The following is a 24962-nucleotide window of genomic DNA, read 5'->3' on the forward strand; positions in this document are numbered from 1 at the left end:
TCCATCGCACTCACTGCCAATAACAAAACAGGTGAAGCGATGCTGGCGCAATTGATCGCGCTCGATTGGGGGACGACCTCATTACGTGCTTACAAACTCGCGGCGGGTGGTCGGGTGCTGGAGCAGCGCTCGCTGTCGTCCGGGATCATGCAGTTGCCGACAACCCCGCGCATCATCAACGATCGCGAATGTGCCGACGGGTTCGAGTTGGCGTTTGACCAGGCGTGCGGCGACTGGCTCGATGCGCAGCCGGGTCTGCCGGTGATTGCCTGTGGCATGGTCGGCAGCGCTCAGGGCTGGTGCGAAGCGTCCTACCGCGATACGCCGGCCAACGTGGCCGATCTCGGAAACTCCCTACAAATCGTGCGCAGTCTTCGCGGTGTCGATGTGCATATCGTGCCGGGCGTGATTCAGCGTTCGGCGCTGCCGAATGTGATGCGCGGTGAAGAGACTCAAGTGCTCGGCGTCCTGCAGAGTCTGCCGGTCGAAGAGGGCGCCGATCTGCTGATCGGCCTGCCGGGCAGCCACTCGAAATGGGTGGAAGTTGACGACGGCCGCATCACCCGTTTCGACACCTTCATGACCGGTGAAGTGTTTGCCGTGCTCAGCGAACACAGCATTCTTGGCCGCACCCAACAGCACAGCTCAACGTTCGATGCGCAGGCATTCGACCGTGGCGTGCAAGTGGCGCTGTCGCCGGACGGCGAGATCGGCGTGCTTTCGACCCTGTTCAGCTCCCGCAGTCTTGGCCTGACCGGCGAGCTCAGCCCCAGCGCACAGCCGGATTATCTGTCTGGCCTGTTGATCGGCCATGAATTGGCGGCGCTTGCCGCTGTGCAACGGCGCCGACGCAACAACCCGAATCTGCCTTCGATCATCCTTATCGGCAACGCGCAATTGTGCGCCCGCTACAGCCGCGCGCTCGACGCTTGCGGCTTCGCTCGCGTGACGCTGGCCGAACAAGCCACCGAGCGTGGTTTGTGGCAACTGGCGGTTGCCGCCGGACTGATCGATTCCTCATCCCGTTAACCCTGACTGGAGGCCTGACATGCTCAAGCAAGCATTGGCGCAAAACGGTCTGATCGCAATTCTGCGTGGCCTGCATCCGCAGGAAGCCGCCGCTATCGGAGAAGTCCTTTACGCCGCCGGATTTCGCGTCATCGAAGTGCCGCTGAATTCCCCTGCGCCGTACGAAAGTATCCGCATCCTGCGTAGTACCTTGCCTGCCGATTGCCTGATCGGGGCCGGCACGGTGTTGACGCCGGAACAGGTCGAACTGGTCAAGGAGGCGGGCGGTCAGGTGATCGTCATGCCGCACAGCGATGCCAAGGTATTGCGCGCGGCGAAAGCGGCGGGATTGTTTCTGTCGCCGGGTGTTGCTACGCCGACCGAAGCCTTCGCGGCGCTGGAGGAGGGCGCGGACATTCTCAAGCTGTTCCCGGCCGAGCAGATGGGCCCGGCAGTCGTTAAAGCCTGGCTCGCGGTGTTGCCCAGCGGGACGATTCTGGCGCCGGTCGGCGGCATTACCCCGGACAACATGCAGGTGTTTATCGACGCTGGCGTCAAGGGTTTCGGCCTCGGTTCCGGGCTGTTCAAACCGGGCATGAGCGTTGAGCAAGTGGCAGCCAATGCCAAGGCCTATGTCGCTGCCTGGAAAGCGCTTCGCTAAGACTTTTTGGCGCCGCGAGCGCTGCATCTACAAAAGCTGCATTACAAAAAGAGAGCAGAGATGAAAATCACCAAACTCACTACCTTCATCGTGCCGCCGCGCTGGTGCTTCCTCAAGATTGAAACCGACGAGGGCGTGACCGGTTGGGGCGAGCCCGTGGTCGAAGGCCGCGCACACACCGTGGCGGCGGCGGTCGAGGAATTGTCCGACTACCTGATCGGCAAAGACCCACGCAACATCGAGGACATCTGGACAGTTTTGTATCGCGGCGGCTTCTACCGTGGAGGCGCGATCCACATGAGTGCGCTGGCGGGGATCGATCAGGCGCTGTGGGACATCAAGGGCAAGGCACTCGGGGTGTCGGTCAGCGATCTGCTGGGTGGGCAGCTGCGCGACAAGATTCGCGTGTATTCGTGGATCGGCGGCGACCGGCCGGCAGACACTGCGCGCGCCGCGAAAGAAGCGGTCAGCCGTGGCTTCACCGCCGTGAAAATGAACGGCACTGAAGAGCTGCAGTTCCTCGATTCCTTCGACAAAGTCGAGCTGGCGCTGGCCAATGTTGCGGCCGTGCGCGATGCGGTCGGGCCGAACGTCGGCATCGGTGTCGACTTCCATGGCCGGGTGCACAAACCAATGGCCAAGGTGCTGATGAAGGAGCTTGATCAGTTCAAGTTGATGTTCATCGAAGAGCCAGTACTCAGCGAAAACTACGAAGCGCTGAAAGAACTCGCGCCGCTGACCAGCACACCGATTGCTCTTGGCGAGCGACTGTTCTCGCGTTGGGACTTTAAACGCGTGTTGAGCGAAGGCTACGTCGACATCATTCAGCCGGATGCGTCGCACGCTGGCGGCATCACCGAAACCCGCAAAATCGCCAACATGGCCGAAGCCTACGACGTGGCGCTGGCGTTGCACTGCCCATTGGGGCCGATTGCGCTGGCGGCGTGTTTGCAACTGGACGCGGTTTGTTACAACGCGTTTATCCAGGAACAGAGCCTGGGCATCCATTACAACGAGAGCAACGATTTGCTCGACTATGTGAAGGATCCGCGGGTGTTCGATTACGACAAGGGCTTCGTCAAGATCCCCAATGGCCCGGGGCTGGGCATCGAGATCAACGAGGAATACGTGATTGAACGCGCGGCGGTGGGCCATCGTTGGCGCAACCCGATCTGGCGCCATGCTGATGGCAGTTTTGCCGAGTGGTGAGTTTGCTCTGACTCCCCATGCACCCGACCTACGCTGCGATGCAGATCCCCGGCAGCTGGCTGGCGGATCGCGTGCCGCCACGGATTCTCTATAGCGTCGCGCTGGTGCTGCTGCTGGTGGGCTAGGTCGAACGCATCAAGTTGTAGTCGTGCGCATCGGGCGACCATAATGCCGCCCGTTCCCTCGCTCAACGCTAAAGGCTGGATATGCAGGAAGACGCCGCAAAAACTGCCAAGGACGCCGCGCCCACCGGCACTCAGACCCTGCTTCGCGGGTTGGGTGTGGTGCAGGCCGTCGCCAGTGGCGCCCGCGATCTCAAGGAAATCGCCCGCCTGAACGGCACCACGCGGAGCACGACCCATCGTCTGGCCAGTTGCCTGGTGGACGAGCGTTACCTGCGCGTGGTGCCGCAAGTCGGTTATCTGCTGGGGCCGAAACTGATCGAACTGGGTTTTCAGGCGCGCGAAGAATTGCCGCTGGTGAACCTGGCCGGGCCGTATCTGGACGAGTTGTCGGCGTTGACCGGCGACACCGTGCATCTGGGCATTCGCGAAGGCGACGAGGTGTTGTACCTGCTGAAGAATCCGGGGCGCAATGGCCCGGAAATGCGCTCGCGGGTCGGCCATCGTATGCCGCTGGCGCGCACCGGGATCGGCAAGGCATTGATGCTGGATGACACCCCGCACGATTGGCAGCGGCTGTACGACATCAGTCTGCCGGCGGGTGGGAAAAGTCAGTTCTGGCCGCAGCATCCCCAGCAGTCGTGGGAACAGCTTGAACAGCGCATGACCGAGTACGTGGCCGGTGGCTACGCGTTCGATCTGGAAGATAACGAACCGTCGATCCGCTGCGTGGCGGCGCCGATTCGTGACGCGAGCAAGCGCATCGTTGCGGCGATCAGCATCGCCAGCACCGTGCCGTACATGCCGCTGGAAAAAATGGCCGAGCTGATCCCCCTGATCAAAGGGGTCACAGCCCGGCTGTCGGCGGAGCTTGGCTTGAAGGTCTGAGGAATCAGACTTTCAGGGTCGCCATGTCGATCACGAAACGGTACTTCACGTCACCGGCAATCATCCGGGCGTAGGCTTCGTTGATCTGGCGGATGTCGAGCATTTCGATGTCGCAGGTGATGTTGTGCTCGGCGCAGAAATCCAGCACTTCCTGGGTTTCGGCAACGCCACCGATCAACGAACCGGCAAGTACGCGACGGCCCAAGACCAGTTTGGCGGCGTGTACCGGCGGATCGATCGGCTCGATCAGGCCCACCAGAATGTGCACGCCATCGAAGCGCAGAGTGTCGAGGTACGGGTTGAGATCGTGCTGCACCGGAATGGTGTCGAGCAGGAAATCGAAGTAGCCCGCAGCGGCTTTCATCTGCTCGGCGTCGGTGGACACGATCACGTGGTCGGCACCTTGGCGACGGCCTTCTTCAGCCTTGCTCGCGGAACGGGTGAACAGCGTCACCTCGGCGCCCATGGCCTTGGCGAACTTGATGCCCATGTGGCCGAGGCCGCCCATGCCGAGAATCCCGACCTTGTCGCCAGCCTTGACGCCGTAGTGCTTGAGCGGCGAGTAAGTGGTGATGCCGGCGCAAAGAATCGGCGCGGCCGCCGCCAGATCGAGTTTTTTCGGGATGCGTACCACGAAGTGCTCGCTGACCACGATGCTGTCGGAATAACCGCCCATGGTGTTGCTGCCGTCGACCCGGTCCGGGGTGGCGTAAGTCATGGTCGGACCTTCGAGGCAGTATTGCTCGAGGTTGGCCTGACAGGCTTCGCAGCTGCGGCACGAGTCGACCATGCAGCCGACGCCGACCAGATCGCCGACTTTATGCTTGGTGACATTCGTACCGATGGCGGTAACTTTGCCGACGATCTCGTGGCCGGGCATTAACGGGTAAACCGCGATACCCCATTCGTTGCGTGCCTGGTGAATGTCGGAGTGGCAGACGCCGCAGTACATGATTTCGATGGCGACGTCGTCGGCGCGCGGGCTGCGGCGTTCGAATTTCATCGGGGCGAGGGGAGTGGTGGCCGATTGAGCGGCGTATCCGATAGCGGTGTACATGGTGAACCTCGCAAAAGCAGTGACAGGTGAGGCGGTGCATTTTGGGCGTCGTGCGCGCGTGCGGCCATGACGATTCCTCCGGGTCTCATGCCTAATCCTCCGGCGTGCGGGTTTGCACGGTCGCATCGGCGCAGGGATCTGCGATGATGCTTTCGTGCCTTTTTCCGTAACTTTTTTGTGAAGACTTTCGATGCAGTTAACCCGTCACCTTGATGCCAATGCCACGCTGGTTTCGTTGATCGAACCGCTGGCTCTGCGCGATGGTTACAGTCCGACCGGAGTGCCGGGCGTGCAAGTGTTGCGCGCCAGCAGCGACGTCGCGCGTGGCCCGCATATGTACGAGCCGAGCCTGATGATTGTCGCGCAGGGCAGCAAACTCGCGTATCTGGGGCCGCGCACCATGGAATATGGTGCCGGACATTACTTGATCCAGGCGCTGCCGGTGCCGTTCGAATGCGAGACCTTCGCCTTGCCGGATGCGCCATTGTTTGCGGTTTCGGTGGCGATTGATCGGGTGTTGCTCGGCGAGTTGGTATTGGCCATGGGCCTGGCGCCGGGGCGGCATATTCCGGCGCAGACACCGGAGTCGATGACCTCGGTGGTGCTCGACGATGATATGCGCGGTTGTGTCGAGCGGTTGTTGCGCTGTCTGCACGATCCGCTGGAATGCCAGATTCTCGGGCCGGCGCGAGTGCGTGAATTGTTGTTCGTCGCATTGCGCGGGCCGCAGGCGGATGTGTTGCGCGCCTTGGTCGAGCAGCAGGGCCAGTTCGCGCGGGTGGCCGCGTCGATCAGCCATCTGCATGCGCATTACACCGAGCCGTTGAATGTCGAGACGCTGGCCAGTTGCGCGAACATGAGCGTTTCGACCTTTCACGAGCATTTCAAGCGCAGCACGTTGTTGTCGCCGGTGCAGTATCTGAAGCGCTTGCGCTTGCTCAAGGCGCAGACACTGCTGGTCGCAGAAGGACTGGGTGTGGCGCAGGTGGCGCATCGGGTCGGGTATCAGAGCACGTCGCAGTTCAGTCGCGAGTACAAGCGCTACTTTGAGCGTAGCCCGGGAGATGAGCGCGCGGCCTGATCTGCCAGCTCCCACAGGGATTGAGGTGATGTACCGAATCGCGGGCAAAAAAAAAGGCCCCCATTTCGGGAGCCTTGATGGTCAACGGTTCAACTTACATATTCGGGTAAGTCGGGCCGCCAGCGCCTTCCGGCGTAACCCAGGTGATGTTCTGCGAAGGGTCCTTGATGTCACAGGTCTTGCAGTGCACGCAGTTCTGGGCGTTGATCTGGAAGCGCTTCTCGCCGTCTTCCTTGGTGATCACTTCGTACACGCCGGCCGGGCAGTAACGCTGCGCCGGTTCATCGTACAGCGGCAGGTTCTTGCTGATCGGGATGCTCGGGTCGGTCAGCTTCAGGTGGCACGGCTGTTCTTCTTCATGGTTGGTACCGGAGATGAACACCGAGCTGAGTTTGTCGAAGCTGAGTTTGCCGTCGGGTTTCGGGTAGTCGATCTTCTTGCAGTCGGCCGCGAGCTTGAGGCAGGCGTAATCCGGCTTGGTGTCGTGCAGGGTGAACGGCAGTTTGCCGCCGAAGATGTTCTGATCGAGCCAGTTGAAACCGCCGCCGACAATAGCGCCGAACTTGTGGATCGCCGGGCCGAAGTTGCGGCTGGCGAACAGTTCGTCGTAGAGCCAGCTCTTTTTGAACGCGTCGACGTAAGCGGTCAGTTCTTCAGTGCCGTCCTTTTCAGCGAATAGCGCTTCAGCCACCGACTCAGCAGCGAGCATGCCCGACTTCATCGCGGTGTGGCTGCCTTTGATCTTGGCGAAGTTCAGCGTGCCGAGGTCGCAACCGATCAGCGCGCCGCCCTTGAATACCATCTTCGGCAGCGAGTTCAGGCCACCCTTGCAGATGGCGCGCGCGCCGTAGCTGATGCGCTTGCCGCCTTCCAGATATTGCTTGAGCACCGGGTGGTGCTTGAGGCGCTGGAATTCGTCGAACGGCGACAGGTAGGTGTTGCTGTAGGACAGATCGACGATCAGACCAACCACCACCTGATTGTTTTCCAGGTGATAAAGGAACGAGCCGCCGGTGTTCTCGGTGCCCATGATGTCCAGCGGCCAGCCGGCGGTGTGCACCACCAGGCCCGGCTGGTGTTTGGCCGGATCGATTTCCCAGATTTCTTTCAGGCCGATGCCGTAGTGCTGGGCGTCGGCCTCGCTGTCGAGGTTGAAACGCTTGATCAGTTGCTTGCCGATGTGGCCACGGCAGCCTTCGGCGAACAGCGTGTACTTGCCACGCAATTCCATGCCGGGGGTGTACAGGCCGTCTTTCGGATGGCCTTCGCGATCGACGCCGAGGTCACCGGTGATGATCCCGCGTACGATGCCGTTTTCGTCGATCAGCGCTTCCTGAGCGGCGAAGCCTGGGTAGATTTCCACGCCGAGGTTCTCGGCCTGCTGGGCCAGCCAGCGGCACAGGTTGCCGAGGGAAATAATGTAGTTGCCTTCGTTGTGCATGGTCTTGGGCACAAAGAGGTCAGGGATTTTCTGCGCACTTTCGGCGTTTTTTAGCACGAAAATGTCATCGCGGGTGACTGGCGTGTTCAGCGGCGCGCCGAGTTCTTTCCAGTCCGGGAACAGTTCGTTCAGCGCCCGTGGTTCGAATACCGCGCCAGACAGGATGTGTGCGCCGACTTCGGAGCCTTTTTCGACCACGCAGACGCTGATTTCCTTACCGGCTTCGGCGGCCTTCTGCTTCAGACGGCAGGCGGCGGACAGGCCAGCGGGGCCGGCACCGACGATGACCACGTCGAATTCCATAAATTCGCGTTCCACAGGCTATCTCCTACTCAAGGCTCAACAGTTTTTTTTCTAATTTGGAGGTTTGATGTCGCATCCTTTATTGCCTTTACGTTAACGTCAAAGGGAATATAGGAGAAACCACCGTTCTCTCTAGGCGGCGCATTATATCTACACCACTCCTAGCGTCCAATACAAACGTTTGTTTGAATTGCCTCCAGCCCAGAGAAATCAAAGAAGCGCGGCTTATGACAGGGCATTTTGGCGTATTGACCAGAATGGGCGTTCCGGTCAAGATACGGTCGGTTTTGCGTTCGCCGTAGGCTGAATGGTGGTTTCAAGAGCACCTCTAAAGACAGGGCGCAGGCGGTACCCGGTGATGCGTAGCGCAAGTCTGGCGCGCAGTTTACACACCGCAAAGATGCATGACTTGTCGGTCACCACTGACGAACGGTCACACTCCTTTGCGACGTGAGATCACCCTGTACACAAGCCGGCGTTTTTAGAGGTGCCCTTGTGCCCGATGAGCATCAACCGCCAGGTTCGCCTAGGCGACTTCTTTTCACCGGAGAGTAACGAGGAATCCATGAAGGTTCTTGTAGCTGTCAAACGTGTTGTGGATTACAACGTCAAGGTTCGCGTCAAGGCGGACAATTCCGGCGTAGACCTCGCCAACGTCAAGATGTCGATGAACCCGTTCTGCGAAATCGCAGTGGAAGAAGCCGTACGCCTGAAAGAGAAGGGTGTTGCGACTGAAATCGTCGTCGTCTCCATCGGCCCGACCACCGCTCAGGAACAGCTGCGTACCGCACTGGCTCTGGGTGCCGACCGCGCCATCCTCGTCGAATCCGCTGAAGAGCTGACTTCGCTGGCCGTGGCCAAGCTGCTCAAGGCCGTTGTCGACAAGGAACAACCGCAGTTGGTGATCCTTGGCAAACAAGCCATCGACAGCGACAACAACCAGACCGGCCAGATGCTCGCTGCACTGAGCGGCTACGGTCAGGGCACGTTCGCCTCGAAAGTCGAAGTTTCCGGCGACAGCGTTGCCGTGACTCGCGAAATCGACGGCGGCGCGCAGACTGTTTCCCTGAAACTGCCGGCCATCGTCACCACCGACCTGCGTTTGAACGAGCCGCGCTATGCGTCCCTGCCAAACATCATGAAAGCCAAGAAGAAGCCTCTCGAAGTGCTGACTCCGGACGCTTTGGGCGTTTCCACCGCCTCCACCAACAAGACCCTGAAAGTCGAAGCGCCGGCTGCACGCAGCGCAGGCATCAAGGTCAAGTCGGTGGCTGAACTGGTCGAGAAACTGAAAAACGAAGCGAAGGTAATCTGATCATGACTATCTTGGTAATCGCTGAACACGACAACAAAGTGCTGGCTCCGGCCACGCTGAACACCGTGGCTGCTGCTGCCAAAATCGGCGGCGACATCCACGTTCTGGTTGCAGGTCTTGGCGCTGGCGCCGTGGCTGAAGCCGCTGCGAAAATCGCTGGCGTGGCTAAAGTGCTGGTGGCCGACAACGCTGCTTACGCTCACCAACTGCCAGAAAACGTTGCTCCGCTGGTTGCAGAGCTTGGCGCTGGTTACAGCCACATCCTGGCTGCCGCCACGTCCAACGGCAAAAACATCCTGCCGCGCGTTGCCGCTCAGCTGGACGTTGACCAGATCTCCGAGATCATCTCGGTAGAAAGCGCCGACACCTTCAAGCGTCCGATCTACGCCGGTAACGCGATTGCCACCGTGCAATCGACCGCCGCTGTGAAAGTGATCACCGTGCGTGCCACCGGTTTCGACCCGGTTGCTGCTGAAGGTGGTTCGGCTGCTGTTGAAGCCGTTGGCGCGGCACACGACGCGGGCACTTCGAGCTTCGTTGGCGAAGAACTGGCCAAGTCTGATCGTCCAGAGCTGACCGCTGCCAAGATCGTCGTTTCCGGCGGTCGCGGCATGCAGAACGGCGACAACTTCAAGCACCTGTACGCTCTGGCCGACAAGCTGGGCGCTGCTGTTGGCGCCTCGCGCGCTGCGGTCGACGCAGGTTTCGTACCGAACGACATGCAGGTCGGTCAGACCGGCAAAATCGTTGCGCCACAGCTGTACATCGCCGTCGGTATCTCCGGCGCGATCCAGCATCTGGCCGGCATGAAAGACTCCAAAGTGATCGTAGCGATCAACAAGGACGAAGAAGCGCCGATCTTCCAGGTAGCCGATTACGGTCTGGTAGCTGATCTGTTCGAAGCAATCCCCGAGTTCGAGAAGCTGGTCTAAACCAGCGGCTTAAACTATAAAGAGCCCGGCCTTTTGGTCGGGCTTTTTTTTGTCTCGGATTTGAGTGGGAGCGTTTTGCCATGGATCTGCGCTGCGGATTGTTGTTCGGATTGGCCCTGTTGCCAGGTTTGGCCACGGCCGCAGGCAAGTGCGAGCGGCTGATTGTCACCGGCAGCCCGGATGCACCGCCGTATTTGTGGCAGGACCCGCAGAATCCCAAACAGTTGATCGGTGCCAGCGCTGATCTGTTGCAGCAAGTGGCCAAGGATCTGGGGATCAAAGTCGAATTGCTCTACGCCGGCAAACGCGCGCAGGCGCTGGATGAAGTGCGCAGCGGACGCATGGACATGCTGGCCGACGCGTCACTGACCCTCAATGAGCTGGAAAACCTCGACTACATCCATCCGCCACTGCTGGAAAACGACTATCTGGTGTGGACGCGAAAAGGCTCGACGCTGGTCTACAGCGCAGCGCAGGATCTGCATGGTCATAGCGGTGCGGTGTCGGAAAAGTCTCGAATGACCCAGGCATTTTTCACTTTCGCCGAGCAGCAATTGACCCTCACGCGGACAGCAAACCTCACTCAGGCCCTGCAGAAACTTCTGTTGGGCGAGGTGGAATATGTACTCGCTGGCCGCTACTCAGGCATGGCCGCCGCGCAGGCATTGGGCATGGCCAACGACTTGCTCGCCTTCGAACAACCGGTCGACCGGCCCGGCCTGTTTCTCGCGCTTTCGCATAACTCGGCCTGCAACGACCCGTGGTTGCGCGGACAGCTGGCCAAAAAGATGACAGAATTGCCCGCGTCCGGACTGACGGAAGCCGCGCTGCAGCGCAATATCGAGCGCTGGAAGGCGCAGCAGCAACAGCCGCAACAACCCGTCAGTGCCCCAAAACAGTAGGGATCCTTAGTGAGTAATCGACTTCTTTTCGCGGCCCTGGCCGTTCTGGCTCTGGCCGGTTGCGCCAGCGATCCGGCACCCAATGAACAAATGCGCCTGACCGAACAGGCCCTCGAACAAGCCAAAGCTGTCGGCGCCACCGCTGACGAAGTACCGGAAATGAAACTGGCCGAAGACAAGTTCAACCGCGCCAAAGGCAGCATGGCCGGCGAATCCTTCAAGAACGCGCGCATGCGTCTTGAGCAGGCCGAGCTGGATGCACGTCTGGCCGAAGCCAAAGTCCTGACCCAGAAAAGTGAAGCGCAACTGAACGTACTCAACACCCGCATCGTCCGCCTGCGCAAGCAACTGGGAGATGCCCAATGAGCCTCCAATCCAGAATCCTTGGCGGCGTGATCCTCACCGGTTGCGTCGGCCTGTTCGGCTGCGCCGGTCAGCACAGCGAATCTGCCTTGCAAGAGGCGAGTGCCGATTTCCAGAAGGTCAAGGAAGATTCCAACGTGCTGCGTATCGCGCCGAAAGACGTGATCCGCGCGGGTGAATCCCTGGCCCGCGCCGATCGTTTGTCCACCTATTGGGGCAGCGGTTCGGACGTGGTGCATTACTCCTACCTGAGCCAGCGCTACAGCGCGATTGCCCGCGAGCACACCAATCAAGTGCTCAACGAGGAGCGCGCGGCGAAACTGGAACTCGAGCGTCAACGCCTGCAACTGGCCTTGCGCGAATCCAAACTGCTCAGCGTGCAGCAGCAGGGCAAGTGGCTGGAAGAGCAGATCGTTGCACTGGCCACCACCCAGACTGATCGCGGTCTGGTGATGACCCTCGGCGATGTGTTGTTCGACACCGGCGAAGCCGAGCTGAAAAACTCCGCGAACCGTGTGGTGTTGAAGATTGTGCAATTCCTGCAACTCAACCCTAAACGCGTGGTGCGCATCGAAGGCTATGCCGACAGCACCGGCGGCAAGCAGGAAAATCTCAAATTGTCGCGCGATCGTGCGCAGTCAGTGGCTGACGTGCTGACTGACCTGGGCATTGACGAAAAACGCATTCAGGTCGAAGGCTATGGCGATGAATACCCGGTAGACGCCAATGCTTCCGAACGTGGGCGTGCGCAGAACCGTCGAGTGGAAATTGTGTTCTCCGACGAAAAAGGCCAGCTCGGCGCCGCCCGCTAAGGGCTGCGTCTCTGGAAAGCCCGGCCTGTCATGCAGTGCCGGGCTTTTTTACGTCTGTCGAATGACTGGCAAAAACAGTACAGCTGTGGCTGACACTGCACTGTATGGTCGAGTATTGTGGCAACTGTCCCAGTACACTTCTAAACTGTTCCGGTATTGTTTCACACAAGAATAAAATGCCCGTGAAATCGAGTGCTGCGTCATGACCAATCTCTTGCTCTACCAACGTATTGCTCAGCAACTGGCCGAGGACATCCGCCGTGGTGTCTATCAACCGGGGGAGCGCGTGCCTTCGGTGCGCAAGATGAGTTCGCAGCTCAACGTCAGCCATGCCACGGTGTTGCAGGCTTACGCCAATCTCGAGGATCAGGGCCTGATTCGCGCGCGGCCGCAGTCCGGCTATTACGTGCACCAGACGCCTGCGCTGACCGCACCGACCCCGGACATCGCCCGGGTCGAGCGGCCCGGTCTGGTTACGCGCAGCAGCATCATTCAGCAAGTATTGGTCGAATCGCGCCGCGAAGGCGTGTTTCCGCTGGGCGCTGCGGTGCCGAGTGTCGATTACCTGCCGGTGCGTGCGCTGCACCAGCAACTGGCCAAGGTCACCCGGTTTCATAGCCCACGCGCATTCAGCTACATGTTCAGCCCAGGGTTCGAACCGCTGCGCCGGCAAGTGGCGATCCGCATGCGTGATGCCGGCGTGGTGGTCGATCCGTCGGAAGTGGTGATCACTCACGGTTGTGTCGATGCGTTGCAGATGTCGTTGCGCGTACTCACGCGGCCGGGTGATCTGATCGCCGCCGAATCGCCGACCTATTACGGCTTGCTGCAACTGGCCGATCTGCTTGGCCTGAAAGTCATCGAAATCCCCAGTGATCCCGCCACCGGCATGAGCCTCGAAGCCTTGCAACTGGCGGCCAACCAATGGTCGATCAAGGCACTGGTGCTGACTACACGCCTGAGCAATCCACTCGGCGGCACCATGCCCGAGGAGCGCCAGAAACAGCTGCTGCGGCTGGCCTCGGATTTCGATATCCAGATTGTCGAAGACGACATCTACGGCGAGTTGATGTTCGAGCAGGGCCGCACCAAAGCGCTCAAGGCTTACGACCGGCTCGACCGGGTGATCTACTGCTCGAGTTTTTCCAAGACCCTGTCGCCGGGCGTGCGCATCGGCTGGATGCTCGCCGGCAAGTACCAGCAGGAAATCCAGCGCTTGCAGACCTTCAGCACGCACTCCGCGTGCAGCGTCACGCAGATGGCCATTGCCGCGTATCTGGAAAACGGCGGCTATGACCGGCATTTACGGTACATCCGCCAGGAATACCGAAAAAATCTCAGCGCATTCCAGCTGGCGGTTCAGCAGTACTTCCCCGAAGGTACACAGATGACCCGGCCCACTGGCGGCTTCATTCTGTGGGTGAGCCTCCCGGGGCGGGTCAACACTCAGGAACTGCACGTGCGCGCCCTGCAACAAGGCATCAGCATTGCACCGGGGCTGATCTTCAGTAACACCGAGCAATTCAATCACTGCATCCGTTTGAACTGCGGAATCCCGTGGAATCGCGAGGCAGAGCGGGCGCTGATGACCCTCGGCATGTTGGCCACCCAACTCTGCCAGGAGACGGCCAGCGGTTTCTGAACACAAGGCAGAGCTTGTCATGTGCCGCCCAAAAGGCGAGCATATGGCCCTCTGCCGTTAGCCGCGTTGGGTTCATGAAAGCGATTTTTCCTGCCGCCTGGGTTGTGATCTGCCTGTTGATGATGGGCCAAGTGCCCGGTGTCATGGCGGCTTCCGTTCAGGAAAAGACCCCGACAGCCACAACGGCAAAAAAACCGGTAGCCAGCAAAAAAGCTGCTCCAGCGAAGAAACGGGCACCGATCGCCTCGAAGTCCAAGTCCGCCAAACAAATCGCCAAAACTCCATTGCCGCCGGCCAGGCTCGACTTGAGCCTGCCCAAGGAACTGGTTCAGGAATTGAAACCGCCGGGCACGGTGATCATGCCCAAGCGCGAGCCGATCCTGCCGCAGATGTTCGGTGACAAGAACACCGGATTCCAGCTCAACGGCCGTCTGCTCAGCAACGAAATGCAGTTGCAACTGCGCAACGAGGAGCGTCGCGAAGTTGAAGGCGCGGCGCTGGATTTCGAGTTCAAACAGTAAATCACTGCGATCCGAGACCCGCGGGCCAGACACTTTGTCGGAGACTGGTCAGTCACATTGGTTTAAGCGCAAAAACCCCGCCTGAAGCAATTTGAAACAACCGTCTTAGCGGTTACTCTGTGCCGCGTCCCTTTCACAAATCACCCGCCGCGAGGAACTCGCCGAAATGAAATGCCGCGAAGGCTGTGGCGCATGCTGCATTGCCCCTTCCATCAGTTCACCGATTCCCGGCATGCCCGAGGGCAAACCGGCGGGCGAACGTTGTGTGCAGCTTTCGGTCGAAAACCTGTGCAACATTTTCGGTCGGGCCGAGCGTCCGGCCGTCTGTTCCGGATTCAAGGCGGATGTCGAAGTCTGTGGCAGCAGCCAGCAAGACGCGATCAGATTGATCGGCTGGTGGGAAGAAATGACGGCGGCGTGATGAGTCGAACGAACGGAACTTCAACAATAAGGAATAAGACTATGGGTTCGCTGCATCGTATTGCTGTGTTGGTTGGTTTGACTGCTGTATTGGCCACCTCGGCCGCGCAGGCTGAAGACTGGAAAGTCGCCAAGAACGAAGACGGGATCAAGGTTTCCCTGAGCGAAATTCCGGGTTCGGACTACAAGTCGTATCAGGGCGTTGCCATGATGAAGACCACTGTCGCCAAACTGCGTGCATTGCAGGAAGACGTTGCTGGCGCCTGTGCCTGGATTCACGAGTGCAAATCGCAGAAGTTGCTCAAGCATGAAGGCGATCAGAGCTGGACTTACAGTCAGTTCAACACGCCATGGCCGGTTACACCGCGCGATTCCGTGATCCATGTCACCACGGTCGAAGGCGCCGATGGCAGCTTGACGCGCAATCTCGAAGGCGTGCCGAAATACTTACCTGAAGAAAAGGGTTTCGTGCGAGTTACTCAGGTCAAAGGCTTCTGGAAGTTCGTGCCAAAAGGTGATCAGGTTGAAGTCACCTATCAAGTGCACACCGAGCCAGGTGGCAGCGTGCCGTCGATGATCGCCAACAAGTTCGTGGTCGATGCACCGTTCAAAACCCTGCAAGCTTTGAAAGAACGCGCCGAGAAGTAATCGTCTGGTTCAATGCACAAACGCCCCGAGTGATTCGGGGCGTTTTGTTTTGTGGGTAAATTGTGTTTCCGGATATGCGTTGCACGAAATTTTCACAAAGCCTCCAAGACAATCCGCCCGCGCTGATTGCACCTGTCCCGCTAATGCATGGCCTGGATGAAACAGTCGAGCGCCGAGACAGTAATCAATGGCATTGGCGCGATTGATCGTGCAACATTTGCGCACCGCGCAAGCCCCGGGGCCTGGATTGGCCAACAGAGGGCAAAGCGCAGCTGTATTTTTGCAACTTAAACTTCCAATGGGTCCTAAAACGACATGGCAAACCCGGACGCCCTGAATCAGCAGCGATCTTCCAGTCGCCTGCTGCAACCGACCGTCAAATCGCATCTGGCCTACACACTGTTGTGTGCGCTGGTCATGATGGTGATGTTTTCCGTGCTGCGCCTCGCGCTGCTGGTCTACAACCGCGAGATGATCCTCGATACCCCGGCTTCGACGTTCCTCGAAGCTTTCTTCAACGGCCTGCGTTTCGACCTGCGCCTGGTGGTTTACCTGTGCATTCCGCTGGTGCTGGCACTGTTCAGTGCCCGCGCGATGGCTGCGCGCGGTTTCTTCCGTCTGTGGCTGACCATTGCCTCGAGCATCGCGCTGTTCCTCGGCCTGATGGAGATGGACTTCTACCGCGAGTTTCACCAGCGCCTCAACGGCCTGGTGTTCCAGTACGTGAGGGAAGACCCGAAAACCGTGATGAGCATGCTCTGGTACGGTTTCCCGGTGGTGCGTTACCTGCTGGCCTGGGCCGTTGGCACGCTGATCCTCACCCTTGCATTCAAAGGCGCCGACCGCGCGACCCGTCCACGCGGCCCGTTCAGCGGCGGCAGCGTCGGCACGCGGCAGATTGCTCCGTGGTATGCACGTGCGGCAGTGTTCGTGGTTTGCCTGCTGATCTGTGTGGTTGCCGCGCGTGGCACCCTGCGTCAAGGCCCGCCACTGCGTTGGGGTGACGTCTACACCACCGATTCGAACTTCGCCAACCAGCTCGGCCTCAACGGCACGCTGTCGCTGATCGCCGCCGCCAAGAGCCGATTGGGTGAGGATCGCGACAACATCTGGAAAGCCACCATCGAGCAACCCGTGGCGCAGCAGACCGTGCGTGACATGCTGCTGACCCCGAGCGACAAACTGGTCGATGCCGAGACTGCCGCCGTTCGCCGTAACTACACGCCGAATGCCGACAAAACCCTGCCGATCAAGAACGTCGTAGTGATCCTGATGGAAAGCTTCGCCGGTCACTCGGTTGGCGCGCTCGGCCGTCCGGGCAACATCACGCCGTACTTCGACCAACTGTCCAAAGAAGGCCTGTTGTTCGATCGCTTCTTCTCCAACGGCACGCACACCCACCAGGGCATGTTCGCCACGATGGCGTGCTTCCCCAATCTGCCGGGCTTCGAATACCTGATGCAGACCCCGGAAGGCAGCCACAAACTGTCCGGCCTGCCGCAGTTGCTCAGCGCGCGTGACTACGACGACGTGTATGTCTACAACGGCGATTTCGCCTGGGACAACCAGTCGGGTTTCTTCAGCAACCAGGGCATGACCAACTTTATCGGGCGTAACGATTTCGTTAACCCGGTGTTCTCCGACCCGACGTGGGGTGTGTCCGATCAGGACATGTTCGACCGTGGTCTGGAAGAGTTGAAAGCGCGTGATGGCAAGGACAAGAAACCGTTCTATGCCTTGCTGCAAACCCTGTCCAACCACACGCCGTACGCACTGCCGACGCCTTTGCCGGTCGAGCGCGTGACCGACCGTGGCAGCCTCAACGAACACTTGACCGCCATGCGCTACTCCGACTGGGCACTCGGTCAGTTCTTCGAGAAGGCCCGCAAGGAGCCGTACTTCAAGGAAACCCTGTTCGTTGTTGTCGGCGACCATGGTTTTGGCAACGAGCAGCAGATCACCGAAATGGACCTCGGTCGTTTCAACGTGCCGATGCTGCTGATCGGGCCGGGCGTGCAGGAGAAATTCGGTCAGCGTGACCATACCGTGGGCACCCAGATCGACATCGTGCCGACGATCATGGGTCGCATCGGTGGCGAAGTCCTGCACCAGTGCTGGGGTCGTGACCTGCTGAACCTGCCGGAAGGCGACAAGGGTTTCGGCGTGATCAAACCGTCTGGCAGCGACCAGACCGTGGCGTTGCTCACCGCTGACCGCGTGCTGGTATTGCCCAAGGAAATGCCGCCGAAACTCTACCGTTACGAACTCGGCGCCAATCCGAAAGGCGAAGTGATCCCGGCATCGGAAGATGAAGCTGCCCTGAAGCAGAAACTCGAGTCGTTCATTCAGACTGCGACCAAAAGCCTGATCGACAACACCGCTGGTGTAGTTGATGGCAAGCCGGACTGATTAGTCCGCGCAATAAAAAAGAGGCCCTTTTTCAAGGGCCTCTTTTTTTGCCTGTCAGATCGTTATATCCGACCGAGTAACAGCAGCACCAACAGTACTACCAATACCACGCCGATGATGCCCGACGGACCATAACCCCAACTTCTGGAGTGCGGGAAGACCGGCAGACCACCGATCAGCAACAGGATCAGGATGATGATTAGAATTGTGCCCATGGCGATTTTCCTTGTTTATAGCGTTCGAGAAGTCTTGATGTTCTAGAGGCAGCTGGATGTGAACTAGATCCAGCGGGCTTACAAATTCCGACCGGTGCCAGTGAAAGAAAATTCAATGTTTTTTTAATGTATTTGGAACGCAGGCTTATTTCGTTTCGGCGAAAAAGAGCGCCCCGGTTTTTCCGCACCATTCAGCAACTTGATGAAGCGTGGTCCAGCGCATGTCCTTCGCTACACTGCGGGCAACTTCTCCAGAACAACAAGGCTGTCCGCTATGCAAAATCGCATGATGATCACTGGTGCAGGCTCAGGCCTGGGTCGCGAAATCGCGCTGCGCTGGGCGCGTGAAGGCTGGCGGCTGGCCTTGTCCGATGTCAGCGAAGCCGGTTTGCAGGAAACCCTGAAACTGGTGCGCGAGGCCGGTGGTGACGGCTTCACTCAGCGCTGCGATGTGCGCGATTACAGCCAGCTCACCGCGTTCGCTCAATCGTGTGAAGAGAAACTCGGCGGCATCGACATCATCGTCAATAACGCCGGTGTGGCCTCGGGCGGTTTCTTCGGCGAGTTGTCGCTGGAGGACTGGGACTGGCAGATCGCGATCAACCTGATGGGCGTGGTCAAGGGCTGCAAGGCGTTCCTGCCGCTGCTCGAGCAAAGCAAGGGCAAGATCATCAACATCGCCTCGATGGCCGCGCTGATGCAGGGGCCGGCGATGAGTAACTACAACGTGGCCAAGGCCGGCGTAGTTGCATTGTCCGAGAGCCTGTTGATCGAACTGGCGCAGCAGGAAGTCGCGGTACATGTGGTCTGCCCGTCGTTCTTCCAGACCAACTTGCTCGACTCGTTCCGCGGCCCGACCCCGGCGATGAAAGCTCAGGTCGGCAAGTTGCTGGAAAGCTCGCCGATTTCCGCTGCGGACATTGCCGACTACATCTACCAGCAAGTAGCCGCTGGCGAGTTCATGATTCTGCCCCACGAACAAGGACGCATGGCCTGGGCGATCAAACAGAAAAATCCACAACTGCTCTACAACGAAATGATTTCCATGGCCGAGAAAATGCGCGCCAAGGCCAAGCACAGCCCCAGCTGAACTTGCTCTGCTGTAGTTGCATCGTCAGGATGGCCGCAACGGTCACCCTGACGAGACGTGTACATGCTTAATTACTTATGGTTTTTCCTCGCCGCGCTGTTTGAAATCGCCGGTTGCTTCGCGTTCTGGATGTGGTTGCGTCAGGGCAAAAGTGCCTTGTGGGTGATCCCGGCACTACTCAGCCTGACGTTGTTTGCGCTGCTGTTGACCCGGGTTGAAGCGACCTACGCCGGGCGTGCCTATGCCGCCTACGGTGGCATCTACATCATTGCTTCGATTGGCTGGCTGGCGGTGGTCGAGCGCATTCGTCCGCTGGGTTCGGACTGGATCGGCGTGGCGTTGTGCGTGATCGGCGCCAGTGTGATTCTGTTCGGGCCGAAGTTTTCCGCCAGCTGACTCGCGGGAAAATTTACCGGGCTTGCAGGAAACGTCTGAAGGCTATCGCGCGAGCCTGTGTAGGGCATGACTGATTTGCCCGCAGCGCATTGTAGAGCGGCCGCAAGCCGCGCATCTTCAAGGCTGGCAAACCTTGAAGGACGATCCCCATGCTTGTACTCAGTCGGGTTGTAGGCGAACTGATTTCCATCGGCGACAACATCACTCTGCGCGTGCTCGCGGTCAACGGCTCCAGCGTGCGCTTCGGGGTCGAAGCGCCGCAGCATGTCAACGTGCACCGCGCCGAAGTCTATGAACGCATCCAGCGCAAAAACGCCGCCAGCGCCAAAAGCAGCTGACAGTTTCAGTCGAACAGATGCTTGGGCACGTCGTGCTTGAGCATCAACTGGCACTGCTCGCTTTCGGGGTCGAACACGATCAGTGCCTGGCCTTTGCTCAGCGCCTGGCGAACCCGCAGCACGCGGGTTTCCAGCGGGGTGTCGTCACCGTTGTCGGTACCGTCGCGGGTGACGAAATCCTCGATCAGACGGGTCAGGGTGTCGACTTCAAGTTGGTCGTGGGGAATGAGCATGGGCACCTCGGTCAAATCAATGTCGCGATGCTACGGCGAATGAACGCCGAGGGCCAGACTCAACTGTCTGACCGCTGCCCGACCAGACTGTCCACCGGCGGCACGCGGGTCTCGCTCTCCATCTGCGTGTCATGTTCGATCTGATGACTGAAGCGATCCAGTGAAGCATTCGCCGGCTGTGCGTCGCTGGCGAATACCGGCGGGCTGAGGATGTACGCGCCCAACAGGCGACTCAGCGCCGCGAGACTGTCGATGTGCGTGCGCTCATAGCCGTGAGTCGCGTCGCAGCCGAAGGCGAGCAGGGCGGTGCGAATGTCGTGGCCGGCGGTGACTGCCGAGTGCGCATCGCTGAAGTAGTAGCGGAACAGGTCACGCCGCACCGGCAGTTCATGTTCACCGGCCAGGCGCAGCAAGTGCCGCGACAGGTGATAGTCGTACGGCCCGCCCGAATCCTGCATCGCCACACTCACTGCGTGTTCGCTGGAGTGTTGACCCGGTGCGACCGGTGCGATGTCGATGCCGACGAATTCGCTGACATCCCACGGCAATGCCGCCGCCGCGCCGCTGCCGGTTTCTTCGGTGATGGTGAACAGCGGATGGCAATCGATCATCAATTCCTGACCACTGTCGACAATCGCTTTCAACGCCGCCAGCAGTGCTGCAACCCCGGCCTTGTCATCCAGATGGCGGGCGCTGATGTGGCCGCTTTCGGTGAACTCCGGCAGTGGATCGAATGCCACCACGTCGCCGACGTTGATGCCCATCGACTCGCAATCGGCCTTGGTCGCGCAATAGGCATCCAGGCGCAGTTCGACGTGATCCCAACTGATCGGCATTTCATCGACAGCTGTGTTGAACGCATGCCCGGATGCCATCAATGGCAACACGCTGCCGCGAATCACACCGTTGTCGGTAAACAGACTGACGCGGCTACCCTCGGCGAAACGGCTCGACCAGCAGCCAACCGGGGCGAGGGTCAGGCGACCATTGTCCTTGATCGCCCGCACCGCGGCGCCAATGGTATCGAGGTGCGCCGACACCGCGCGGTCAGGGCTGTTCTTGCGGCCCTTGAGCGTGGCGCGAATGGTCCCGCGTCGAGTCATTTCGAACGGAATGCCGAGTTCTTCAAGCCGCTCGGCGACGTAACGCACGATGGTGTCGGTGAAGCCGGTAGGGCTGGGAATGGCGAGCATTTCCAGCAGGACTTTTTGCAGGTAGACGAGATCCGGTTCGGGAATTTGGGTGGTCATGGAAACTCCTGATGGGTTGGGCACATCGATGGTTTCGATGAGGCGGGAGGATTTGTCGCGGCTGTCAGGGCCTCATCGCTGGCAAGCCAGCTCCCACAGGTTCGGCGGCGGCCACAAATCCTGTGGGAGCAGGCTTGCCCGCGATGAGGCCATAACGAGCACTACATGATTACGAGACTGCCGGTTGACTGTGCGGAAACAATAAATCCACAAAGCGCTCAGCCGTCGGCTGCGGTTCATGGTTGGCCAGTCCGGCGCGTTCGTTGGCTTCGATGAACACGTACTCCGGCTGATCCGCCGCTGGCACCAGCAAATCGAGGCCGACCATTGGAATATCCAGCGCTCGTGCCGCGCGTACTGCGGCGTCGATCAGCGTCGGATGCAGAATCGCCGTGACATCTTCCAGGGTGCCGCCAGTGTGCAGATTCGCCGTGCGCCGCACGAACAGATGCTCGCCGGCCGGCAGGATGCTGCTGTAGTCGTAACCCGCTGCGTGCAGGGTGCGCTGGGTTTCATGATCCAGCGGAATCTTGCTCTCGCCGCCGGTGGCCGCTTGCCGACGCCGGCTCTGCGCTTCGATCAGCGCACCGATCGAATGCTGACCGTCGCCGACCACTTCCGCCGGACGCCGAATGGCGGCAGCGACTACCTCAAAGCCAATCACCAGAATCCGCAGATCGAGGCCTTCGTGGAAGCTTTCCAGCAGCACGCGGCTGTCGAACTGCCTGGCCGCTTCGATGGCCTGCTGTACGTCTTCGATGCTTCGCAAATCGACCGCCACGCCCTGGCCCTGTTCACCGTCGAGTGGCTTGACCACCACTCGTTGGTGCTCATCGAGAAACGCCAGATTGTCGTCGGCATTGCCCGCCAATTGCTGCGACGGCAGTTGCAGTCCGGCAGCCTTCAGTACCTTGTGCGTCAGGCTCTTGTCCTGACACAAGCTCATGCTGATCGCGCTGGTCAGGTCGCTCAGCGATTCGCGGCAACGCACGCGGCGTCCACCGTGGCTCAGCGTGAACAGCCCGGCATCGGCGTCGTCCACCTGCACATCGATACCGCGCCGATGCGCCTCTTCAACGATGATCCGCGCATACGGATTGAAGTTGGCTTCCGGCCCCGGCCCGAGAAACAGCGTCTGGTTGATGCCGTTCTTGCGCTTGACGGCGAACGTCGAGAGCGTGCGAAAGCCGAGCTTGTTGTAGAGGTTTTTAGCCTGTTTGTTGTCGTGCAAAACCGACAGGTCGAGATAGCTCAGACCACGGCTCATGAAGTGCTCAATCAAATGGCGGACCAACACTTCGCCGACACCCGGCCGCGAGCACACAGGATCAACTGCCAGGCACCACAGACTGCTGCCGCGTTCCGGGTCGTTGAACGCCTTGTCATGATTCAGGCCCATGACGCTGCCAATCACCGCGCCGCTGTCTTCATCCTCTGCGAGCCAGTACACCGGCCCGCCCTGATGCCGAGGCGTCAGGAGGGCAGGGTCGATCGGCAACATGCCGCGCGCCTGATACAGCTGATTGATCGCTTGCCAGTCGGCTTCGCTTTGCGCACGACGGATGCGGAAACCACGAAATACCCGGGTGGCCTGACGATAATCGCTGAACCACAGGCGCAGGGTGTCCGACGGATCGAGGAATAATTGCGTCGGTTCGAGGCCGAGAATCTGTTGCGGCGCGGCGACGTACAGCGCGATATCACGCTCGCCTTGCTGCTCGTTGAGCAGCTCCTGAGCCAGACTCGCCGGGTCGGGAAAGGTATGCCCGATCAGCAACCGGCCCCAGCCGCAGTGGACGGCAATCGGCTCGGCACTCAGCGCGCTGCCGTCTTCGGCCAGACGCGCCTGCAAGCGTTCGTAGGACGGTGTCTGACCGCGCAGCAGGCGTTGGTTGATCGCCGTGGCGTGAGGTTTCATCGATCAGATTCCTTGTTCGCTGAGCCACAGGTTCAACGCCGCCAGTTGCCACAACTTGGAGCCGCGCAACGGGGTCAGTTGACCTTGTGGATCGGTCAGCAGTTTGTCGAGCATGGTCGGGTTGAACAGGCCGCGATCCTGACTCGGATCGAGCAGCAGGTCGCGTACCCAATTCAACGTGTCGCCCTGCAAATGCTTGAGACCCGGCACCGGGAAATAACCTTTCTTGCGGTCGATCACTTCGCTTGGAATCACCAGCCGCGCGGCTTCTTTCAACACTTGCTTGCCGCCATCGGGCAGTTTGAACTGGCCGGGAATGCGTGCCGAAAGCTCGACCAGGCGATAGTCGAGAAACGGCGTGCGCGCTTCCAGGCCCCAGGCCATGGTCATGTTGTCGACGCGTTTTACCGGGTCATCGACCAGCATCACCGTGCTGTCCAGACGCAGGGCTTTGTCGACCGCTGCGCTGGCGCCGGGTTGGGCGAAATGTTCCTTCACGAAGTCGCCGGCAGCGTCATTCGCGGTCAGCCATTTCGGTTGCACAGTGGCTGCGTAGTCGTCGTAGCTGCGATCAAAAAACGCATCGCGATAAGCCGCATATGGATCGGCCGCGCCGTCGACCTGCGGGTACCAGTGATAACCGGCGAACAACTCGTCGGCGCCCTGGCCGCTCTGCACAACTTTGCAGTGCTTGGCCACTTCGCGCGACAGCAGATAGAAGGCGATGCAGTCGTGGCTGACCATCGGCTCGCTCATCGCGCGGAACGCGGCGGGAAGTTGCTCGATGATTTCTTTTTCGTCGATACGCAGTTGATGATGCTGAGTGCCGTAGTGCTTGGCGATCAGATCCGAGTACTGGAACTCGTCACCGCGCTCGCCGCCGGCATCCTGAAAACCGATGGAGAAGGTCGACAGATTTTCTACGCCGACTTCGCGCAACAAACCGACGAGCATGCTCGAATCGACACCGCCCGAGAGCAGCACGCCGACGTCCACTGCCGCACGTTGACGGATTGCTACCGCTTCACGAGTGCTGTCGAGCACGCGGTCGCGCCAGTCTTCCAGCGTCAGGTTTTTCTCGTCGTCATGCGGGCCGTACGGCAGGGTCCACCAGGTTTTCTGCTCGGTGCGGCCATCCGCTTCTACGCGCATCCAGGTGGCTGGCGGCAGTTTCTCGATACCGGCCAGCAGGGTGCGCGGCGCAGGCACCACAGCGTGAAAATTCAGGTAATGGTTGAGCGCCACCGGATCGAGGATCGGGTTGATGTCGCCACCCTTGAGCAGCGCCGGCAAAGCCGAGGCAAAGCGCAGGCGCTGGCCGGTGCGCGACAGGTACAACGGCTTCACGCCGAGGCGGTCGCGGGCGATGAACAGCCGCTGCGCATCACGCTCCCAGATCGCGAAAGCAAACATGCCGTTGAGCTTGGGCAGCAGTGCTTCGCCCCAGGCGTGGTAGCCCTTGAGCAGCACTTCGGTGTCGCCACCGGAATAGAACGCGTAACCGAGCGCTTCGAGTTCGGCGCGCAGTTCAGGGAAGTTGTAGATCGCGCCGTTGAAGGCCAGGGACAAGCCCAATTGACTGTCGATCATCGGCTGCGCCGAGCCGTCCGACAGGTCCATGATTTTCAGCCGCCGATGGCCCAGGGCAATCGGCCCTTGAGCATGGAAGCCCCACGCGTCAGGCCCGCGAGGCGCCAGGTGATGGGTGATTCGTTCTACTGCTGCAAGGTCTGCAGGTTGATGATCAAAACGTAACTCGCCAGCTAATCCGCACATAAATTCCTTACC

At 59.8% G+C, this 24962-nt stretch carries 25 protein-coding genes; 18 read left to right on the forward strand and 7 right to left on the reverse strand.

What is annotated here, in order from left to right:
* The first annotated feature begins 39 nt into the window (after window positions 1-39).
* The 4 genes from ACP7EE_RS06675 to ACP7EE_RS06690 all read left to right on the forward strand — a co-directional run bounded on the left by ACP7EE_RS06675 (window position 40) and on the right by ACP7EE_RS06690 (window position 3888).
* Window positions 40-1029 carry a 2-dehydro-3-deoxygalactonokinase gene (locus tag ACP7EE_RS06675; RefSeq protein ID WP_426233984.1) on the forward strand — a complete coding sequence of 330 codons (990 nt, stop codon included), beginning with the start codon at window positions 40-42 and terminating at the stop codon, window positions 1027-1029.
* 19 nt (window positions 1030-1048) lie between these two features.
* Window positions 1049-1669: a 2-dehydro-3-deoxy-6-phosphogalactonate aldolase gene (locus ACP7EE_RS06680; protein ID WP_420646552.1), complete on the forward strand. Its 621-nt coding sequence runs from the start codon at window positions 1049-1051 to the stop codon at window positions 1667-1669.
* A gap of 60 nt (window positions 1670-1729) precedes the next feature.
* Entirely contained in the window at window positions 1730-2878 is a 1149-nt protein-coding gene (dgoD, locus tag ACP7EE_RS06685) for a galactonate dehydratase (protein WP_426233985.1), read from the forward strand.
* Between the two features lie 206 nt (window positions 2879-3084).
* Entirely contained in the window at window positions 3085-3888 is an 804-nt protein-coding gene (locus ACP7EE_RS06690) for an IclR family transcriptional regulator (RefSeq protein ID WP_426233986.1), read from the forward strand.
* 4 nt (window positions 3889-3892) lie between these two features.
* Here the strand turns inward: ACP7EE_RS06690 and ACP7EE_RS06695 are convergent, their stop codons facing one another.
* A complete protein-coding gene (locus ACP7EE_RS06695) occupies window positions 3893-4945 on the reverse strand; it encodes an NAD(P)-dependent alcohol dehydrogenase (RefSeq protein WP_426233987.1) in 1053 nt (350 codons plus the stop codon).
* A 190-nt stretch (window positions 4946-5135) separates the two neighbouring features.
* On the opposite strand from ACP7EE_RS06695, the gene ACP7EE_RS06700 reads away from it, so the two are divergent.
* Window positions 5136-6026, forward strand: a complete 891-nt coding sequence (locus tag ACP7EE_RS06700; RefSeq protein WP_426233988.1) for an AraC family transcriptional regulator N-terminal domain-containing protein — start codon at window positions 5136-5138, stop codon at window positions 6024-6026.
* A gap of 94 nt (window positions 6027-6120) precedes the next feature.
* Here the strand turns inward: ACP7EE_RS06700 and ACP7EE_RS06705 are convergent, their stop codons facing one another.
* Window positions 6121-7785, reverse strand: coding sequence for an electron transfer flavoprotein-ubiquinone oxidoreductase (locus ACP7EE_RS06705; protein WP_426233989.1), 1665 nt, complete (start codon window positions 7783-7785; stop codon window positions 6121-6123).
* A gap of 550 nt (window positions 7786-8335) precedes the next feature.
* Here ACP7EE_RS06705 and ACP7EE_RS06710 point away from each other — a divergent pair.
* The 10 genes from ACP7EE_RS06710 (at window position 8336) to ACP7EE_RS06755 (ending at window position 17734) form a co-directional block, all read left to right on the forward strand.
* Window positions 8336-9085: an electron transfer flavoprotein subunit beta/FixA family protein gene (locus tag ACP7EE_RS06710; protein WP_024776877.1), complete on the forward strand. Its 750-nt coding sequence runs from the start codon at window positions 8336-8338 to the stop codon at window positions 9083-9085.
* 2 nt (window positions 9086-9087) lie between these two features.
* Window positions 9088-10017: an electron transfer flavoprotein subunit alpha/FixB family protein gene (locus tag ACP7EE_RS06715; RefSeq protein ID WP_426203032.1), complete on the forward strand. Its 930-nt coding sequence runs from the start codon at window positions 9088-9090 to the stop codon at window positions 10015-10017.
* An 80-nt stretch (window positions 10018-10097) separates the two neighbouring features.
* Entirely contained in the window at window positions 10098-10919 is an 822-nt protein-coding gene (locus ACP7EE_RS06720) for a substrate-binding periplasmic protein (RefSeq protein ID WP_426233990.1), read from the forward strand.
* Between the two features lie 9 nt (window positions 10920-10928).
* Window positions 10929-11285: a DUF4398 domain-containing protein gene (locus ACP7EE_RS06725; protein ID WP_426203035.1), complete on the forward strand. Its 357-nt coding sequence runs from the start codon at window positions 10929-10931 to the stop codon at window positions 11283-11285.
* Window positions 11282-12094 (forward strand): OmpA family protein, encoded by an 813-nt coding sequence (locus ACP7EE_RS06730; protein WP_420646561.1) that lies wholly within the window; start codon window positions 11282-11284, stop codon window positions 12092-12094. Before ACP7EE_RS06725 ends, ACP7EE_RS06730 begins: the two co-directional genes overlap by 4 nt.
* A gap of 202 nt (window positions 12095-12296) precedes the next feature.
* The gene (locus ACP7EE_RS06735; RefSeq protein WP_420646562.1) at window positions 12297-13736 is read left to right on the forward strand and encodes a PLP-dependent aminotransferase family protein; all 1440 of its coding nucleotides are present in this window, start codon (window positions 12297-12299) and stop codon (window positions 13734-13736) included.
* Window positions 13737-13810: 74 nt separating this feature from the next.
* The gene (locus ACP7EE_RS06740) at window positions 13811-14257 is read left to right on the forward strand and encodes a translation initiation factor 2 (protein ID WP_426203043.1); all 447 of its coding nucleotides are present in this window, start codon (window positions 13811-13813) and stop codon (window positions 14255-14257) included.
* 166 nt (window positions 14258-14423) lie between these two features.
* Window positions 14424-14678 carry a YkgJ family cysteine cluster protein gene (locus ACP7EE_RS06745; RefSeq protein ID WP_420646564.1) on the forward strand — a complete coding sequence of 85 codons (255 nt, stop codon included), beginning with the start codon at window positions 14424-14426 and terminating at the stop codon, window positions 14676-14678.
* Between the two features lie 41 nt (window positions 14679-14719).
* On the forward strand, window positions 14720-15325 hold the full coding sequence (locus ACP7EE_RS06750) for an START domain-containing protein (protein ID WP_426203046.1): 606 nt from the start codon (window positions 14720-14722) through the stop codon (window positions 15323-15325).
* Between the two features lie 315 nt (window positions 15326-15640).
* A complete protein-coding gene (locus ACP7EE_RS06755) occupies window positions 15641-17734 on the forward strand; it encodes an LTA synthase family protein (RefSeq protein WP_420646566.1) in 2094 nt (697 codons plus the stop codon).
* A 62-nt stretch (window positions 17735-17796) separates the two neighbouring features.
* Here the strand turns inward: ACP7EE_RS06755 and ACP7EE_RS06760 are convergent, their stop codons facing one another.
* A complete protein-coding gene (locus ACP7EE_RS06760; protein WP_191626519.1) occupies window positions 17797-17955 on the reverse strand; it encodes a DUF3309 family protein in 159 nt (52 codons plus the stop codon).
* 268 nt (window positions 17956-18223) lie between these two features.
* On the opposite strand from ACP7EE_RS06760, the gene ACP7EE_RS06765 reads away from it, so the two are divergent.
* The 3 genes from ACP7EE_RS06765 (at window position 18224) to csrA (ending at window position 19773) form a co-directional block, all read left to right on the forward strand.
* Window positions 18224-19039, forward strand: coding sequence for an SDR family oxidoreductase (locus ACP7EE_RS06765; RefSeq protein ID WP_426233991.1), 816 nt, complete (start codon window positions 18224-18226; stop codon window positions 19037-19039).
* A gap of 63 nt (window positions 19040-19102) precedes the next feature.
* On the forward strand, window positions 19103-19435 hold the full coding sequence (locus ACP7EE_RS06770; protein ID WP_420646568.1) for a YnfA family protein: 333 nt from the start codon (window positions 19103-19105) through the stop codon (window positions 19433-19435).
* A 149-nt stretch (window positions 19436-19584) separates the two neighbouring features.
* On the forward strand, window positions 19585-19773 hold the full coding sequence (csrA, locus tag ACP7EE_RS06775) for a carbon storage regulator CsrA (protein WP_426203052.1): 189 nt from the start codon (window positions 19585-19587) through the stop codon (window positions 19771-19773).
* 5 nt (window positions 19774-19778) lie between these two features.
* Here csrA and ACP7EE_RS06780 read toward each other — a convergent pair whose 3' ends face one another.
* The 4 genes from ACP7EE_RS06780 to ACP7EE_RS06795 all read right to left on the reverse strand — a co-directional run bounded on the left by ACP7EE_RS06780 (window position 19779) and on the right by ACP7EE_RS06795 (window position 24950).
* Window positions 19779-20006 (reverse strand): YheU family protein, encoded by a 228-nt coding sequence (locus ACP7EE_RS06780; RefSeq protein ID WP_205892131.1) that lies wholly within the window; start codon window positions 20004-20006, stop codon window positions 19779-19781.
* A 59-nt stretch (window positions 20007-20065) separates the two neighbouring features.
* Window positions 20066-21256: an osmoprotectant NAGGN system M42 family peptidase gene (locus ACP7EE_RS06785; RefSeq protein ID WP_426233992.1), complete on the reverse strand. Its 1191-nt coding sequence runs from the start codon at window positions 21254-21256 to the stop codon at window positions 20066-20068.
* 169 nt (window positions 21257-21425) lie between these two features.
* Window positions 21426-23174 (reverse strand): N-acetylglutaminylglutamine synthetase, encoded by a 1749-nt coding sequence (gene ngg / locus ACP7EE_RS06790; RefSeq protein WP_426233993.1) that lies wholly within the window; start codon window positions 23172-23174, stop codon window positions 21426-21428.
* 3 nt (window positions 23175-23177) lie between these two features.
* Window positions 23178-24950, reverse strand: coding sequence for an N-acetylglutaminylglutamine amidotransferase (locus ACP7EE_RS06795; protein ID WP_420646573.1), 1773 nt, complete (start codon window positions 24948-24950; stop codon window positions 23178-23180).
* Between the last annotated feature and the right edge of the window lie 12 nt (window positions 24951-24962).

The organism is Pseudomonas sp. TWP3-2, from assembly GCF_049897765.1.
GTDB lineage: Bacteria > Pseudomonadota > Gammaproteobacteria > Pseudomonadales > Pseudomonadaceae > Aquipseudomonas.

Bases quoted from the DNA above. Each gene is read 5' to 3' on its own strand.
- dgoD (WP_426233985.1), top strand. From the start codon at position 1,730: ATGAAAATCACCAAACTCACTACCTTCATCGTGCCGCCGCGCTGGTGC.
- ACP7EE_RS06780 (WP_205892131.1), bottom strand. From the start codon at position 20,006: ATGCTCATTCCCCACGACCAACTTGAAGTCGACACCCTGACCCGTCTG.
- csrA (WP_426203052.1), top strand. From the start codon at position 19,585: ATGCTTGTACTCAGTCGGGTTGTAGGCGAACTGATTTCCATCGGCGAC.
- ACP7EE_RS06755 (WP_420646566.1), top strand. From the start codon at position 15,641: ATGGCAAACCCGGACGCCCTGAATCAGCAGCGATCTTCCAGTCGCCTG.
- ACP7EE_RS06695 (WP_426233987.1), bottom strand. From the start codon at position 4,945: ATGTACACCGCTATCGGATACGCCGCTCAATCGGCCACCACTCCCCTC.
- ACP7EE_RS06690 (WP_426233986.1), top strand. From the start codon at position 3,085: ATGCAGGAAGACGCCGCAAAAACTGCCAAGGACGCCGCGCCCACCGGC.
- ACP7EE_RS06740 (WP_426203043.1), top strand. From the start codon at position 13,811: ATGAAAGCGATTTTTCCTGCCGCCTGGGTTGTGATCTGCCTGTTGATG.
- ACP7EE_RS06735 (WP_420646562.1), top strand. From the start codon at position 12,297: ATGACCAATCTCTTGCTCTACCAACGTATTGCTCAGCAACTGGCCGAG.
- ACP7EE_RS06675 (WP_426233984.1), top strand. From the start codon at position 40: ATGCTGGCGCAATTGATCGCGCTCGATTGGGGGACGACCTCATTACGT.
- ACP7EE_RS06750 (WP_426203046.1), top strand. From the start codon at position 14,720: ATGGGTTCGCTGCATCGTATTGCTGTGTTGGTTGGTTTGACTGCTGTA.
- ACP7EE_RS06785 (WP_426233992.1), bottom strand. From the start codon at position 21,256: ATGACCACCCAAATTCCCGAACCGGATCTCGTCTACCTGCAAAAAGTC.
- ACP7EE_RS06710 (WP_024776877.1), top strand. From the start codon at position 8,336: ATGAAGGTTCTTGTAGCTGTCAAACGTGTTGTGGATTACAACGTCAAG.
- ACP7EE_RS06765 (WP_426233991.1), top strand. From the start codon at position 18,224: ATGCAAAATCGCATGATGATCACTGGTGCAGGCTCAGGCCTGGGTCGC.
- ACP7EE_RS06720 (WP_426233990.1), top strand. From the start codon at position 10,098: ATGGATCTGCGCTGCGGATTGTTGTTCGGATTGGCCCTGTTGCCAGGT.
- ACP7EE_RS06715 (WP_426203032.1), top strand. From the start codon at position 9,088: ATGACTATCTTGGTAATCGCTGAACACGACAACAAAGTGCTGGCTCCG.
- ACP7EE_RS06730 (WP_420646561.1), top strand. From the start codon at position 11,282: ATGAGCCTCCAATCCAGAATCCTTGGCGGCGTGATCCTCACCGGTTGC.
- ACP7EE_RS06795 (WP_420646573.1), bottom strand. From the start codon at position 24,950: ATGTGCGGATTAGCTGGCGAGTTACGTTTTGATCATCAACCTGCAGAC.
- ACP7EE_RS06770 (WP_420646568.1), top strand. From the start codon at position 19,103: ATGCTTAATTACTTATGGTTTTTCCTCGCCGCGCTGTTTGAAATCGCC.
- ACP7EE_RS06700 (WP_426233988.1), top strand. From the start codon at position 5,136: ATGCAGTTAACCCGTCACCTTGATGCCAATGCCACGCTGGTTTCGTTG.
- ACP7EE_RS06745 (WP_420646564.1), top strand. From the start codon at position 14,424: ATGAAATGCCGCGAAGGCTGTGGCGCATGCTGCATTGCCCCTTCCATC.
- ACP7EE_RS06680 (WP_420646552.1), top strand. From the start codon at position 1,049: ATGCTCAAGCAAGCATTGGCGCAAAACGGTCTGATCGCAATTCTGCGT.
- ngg (WP_426233993.1), bottom strand. From the start codon at position 23,174: ATGAAACCTCACGCCACGGCGATCAACCAACGCCTGCTGCGCGGTCAG.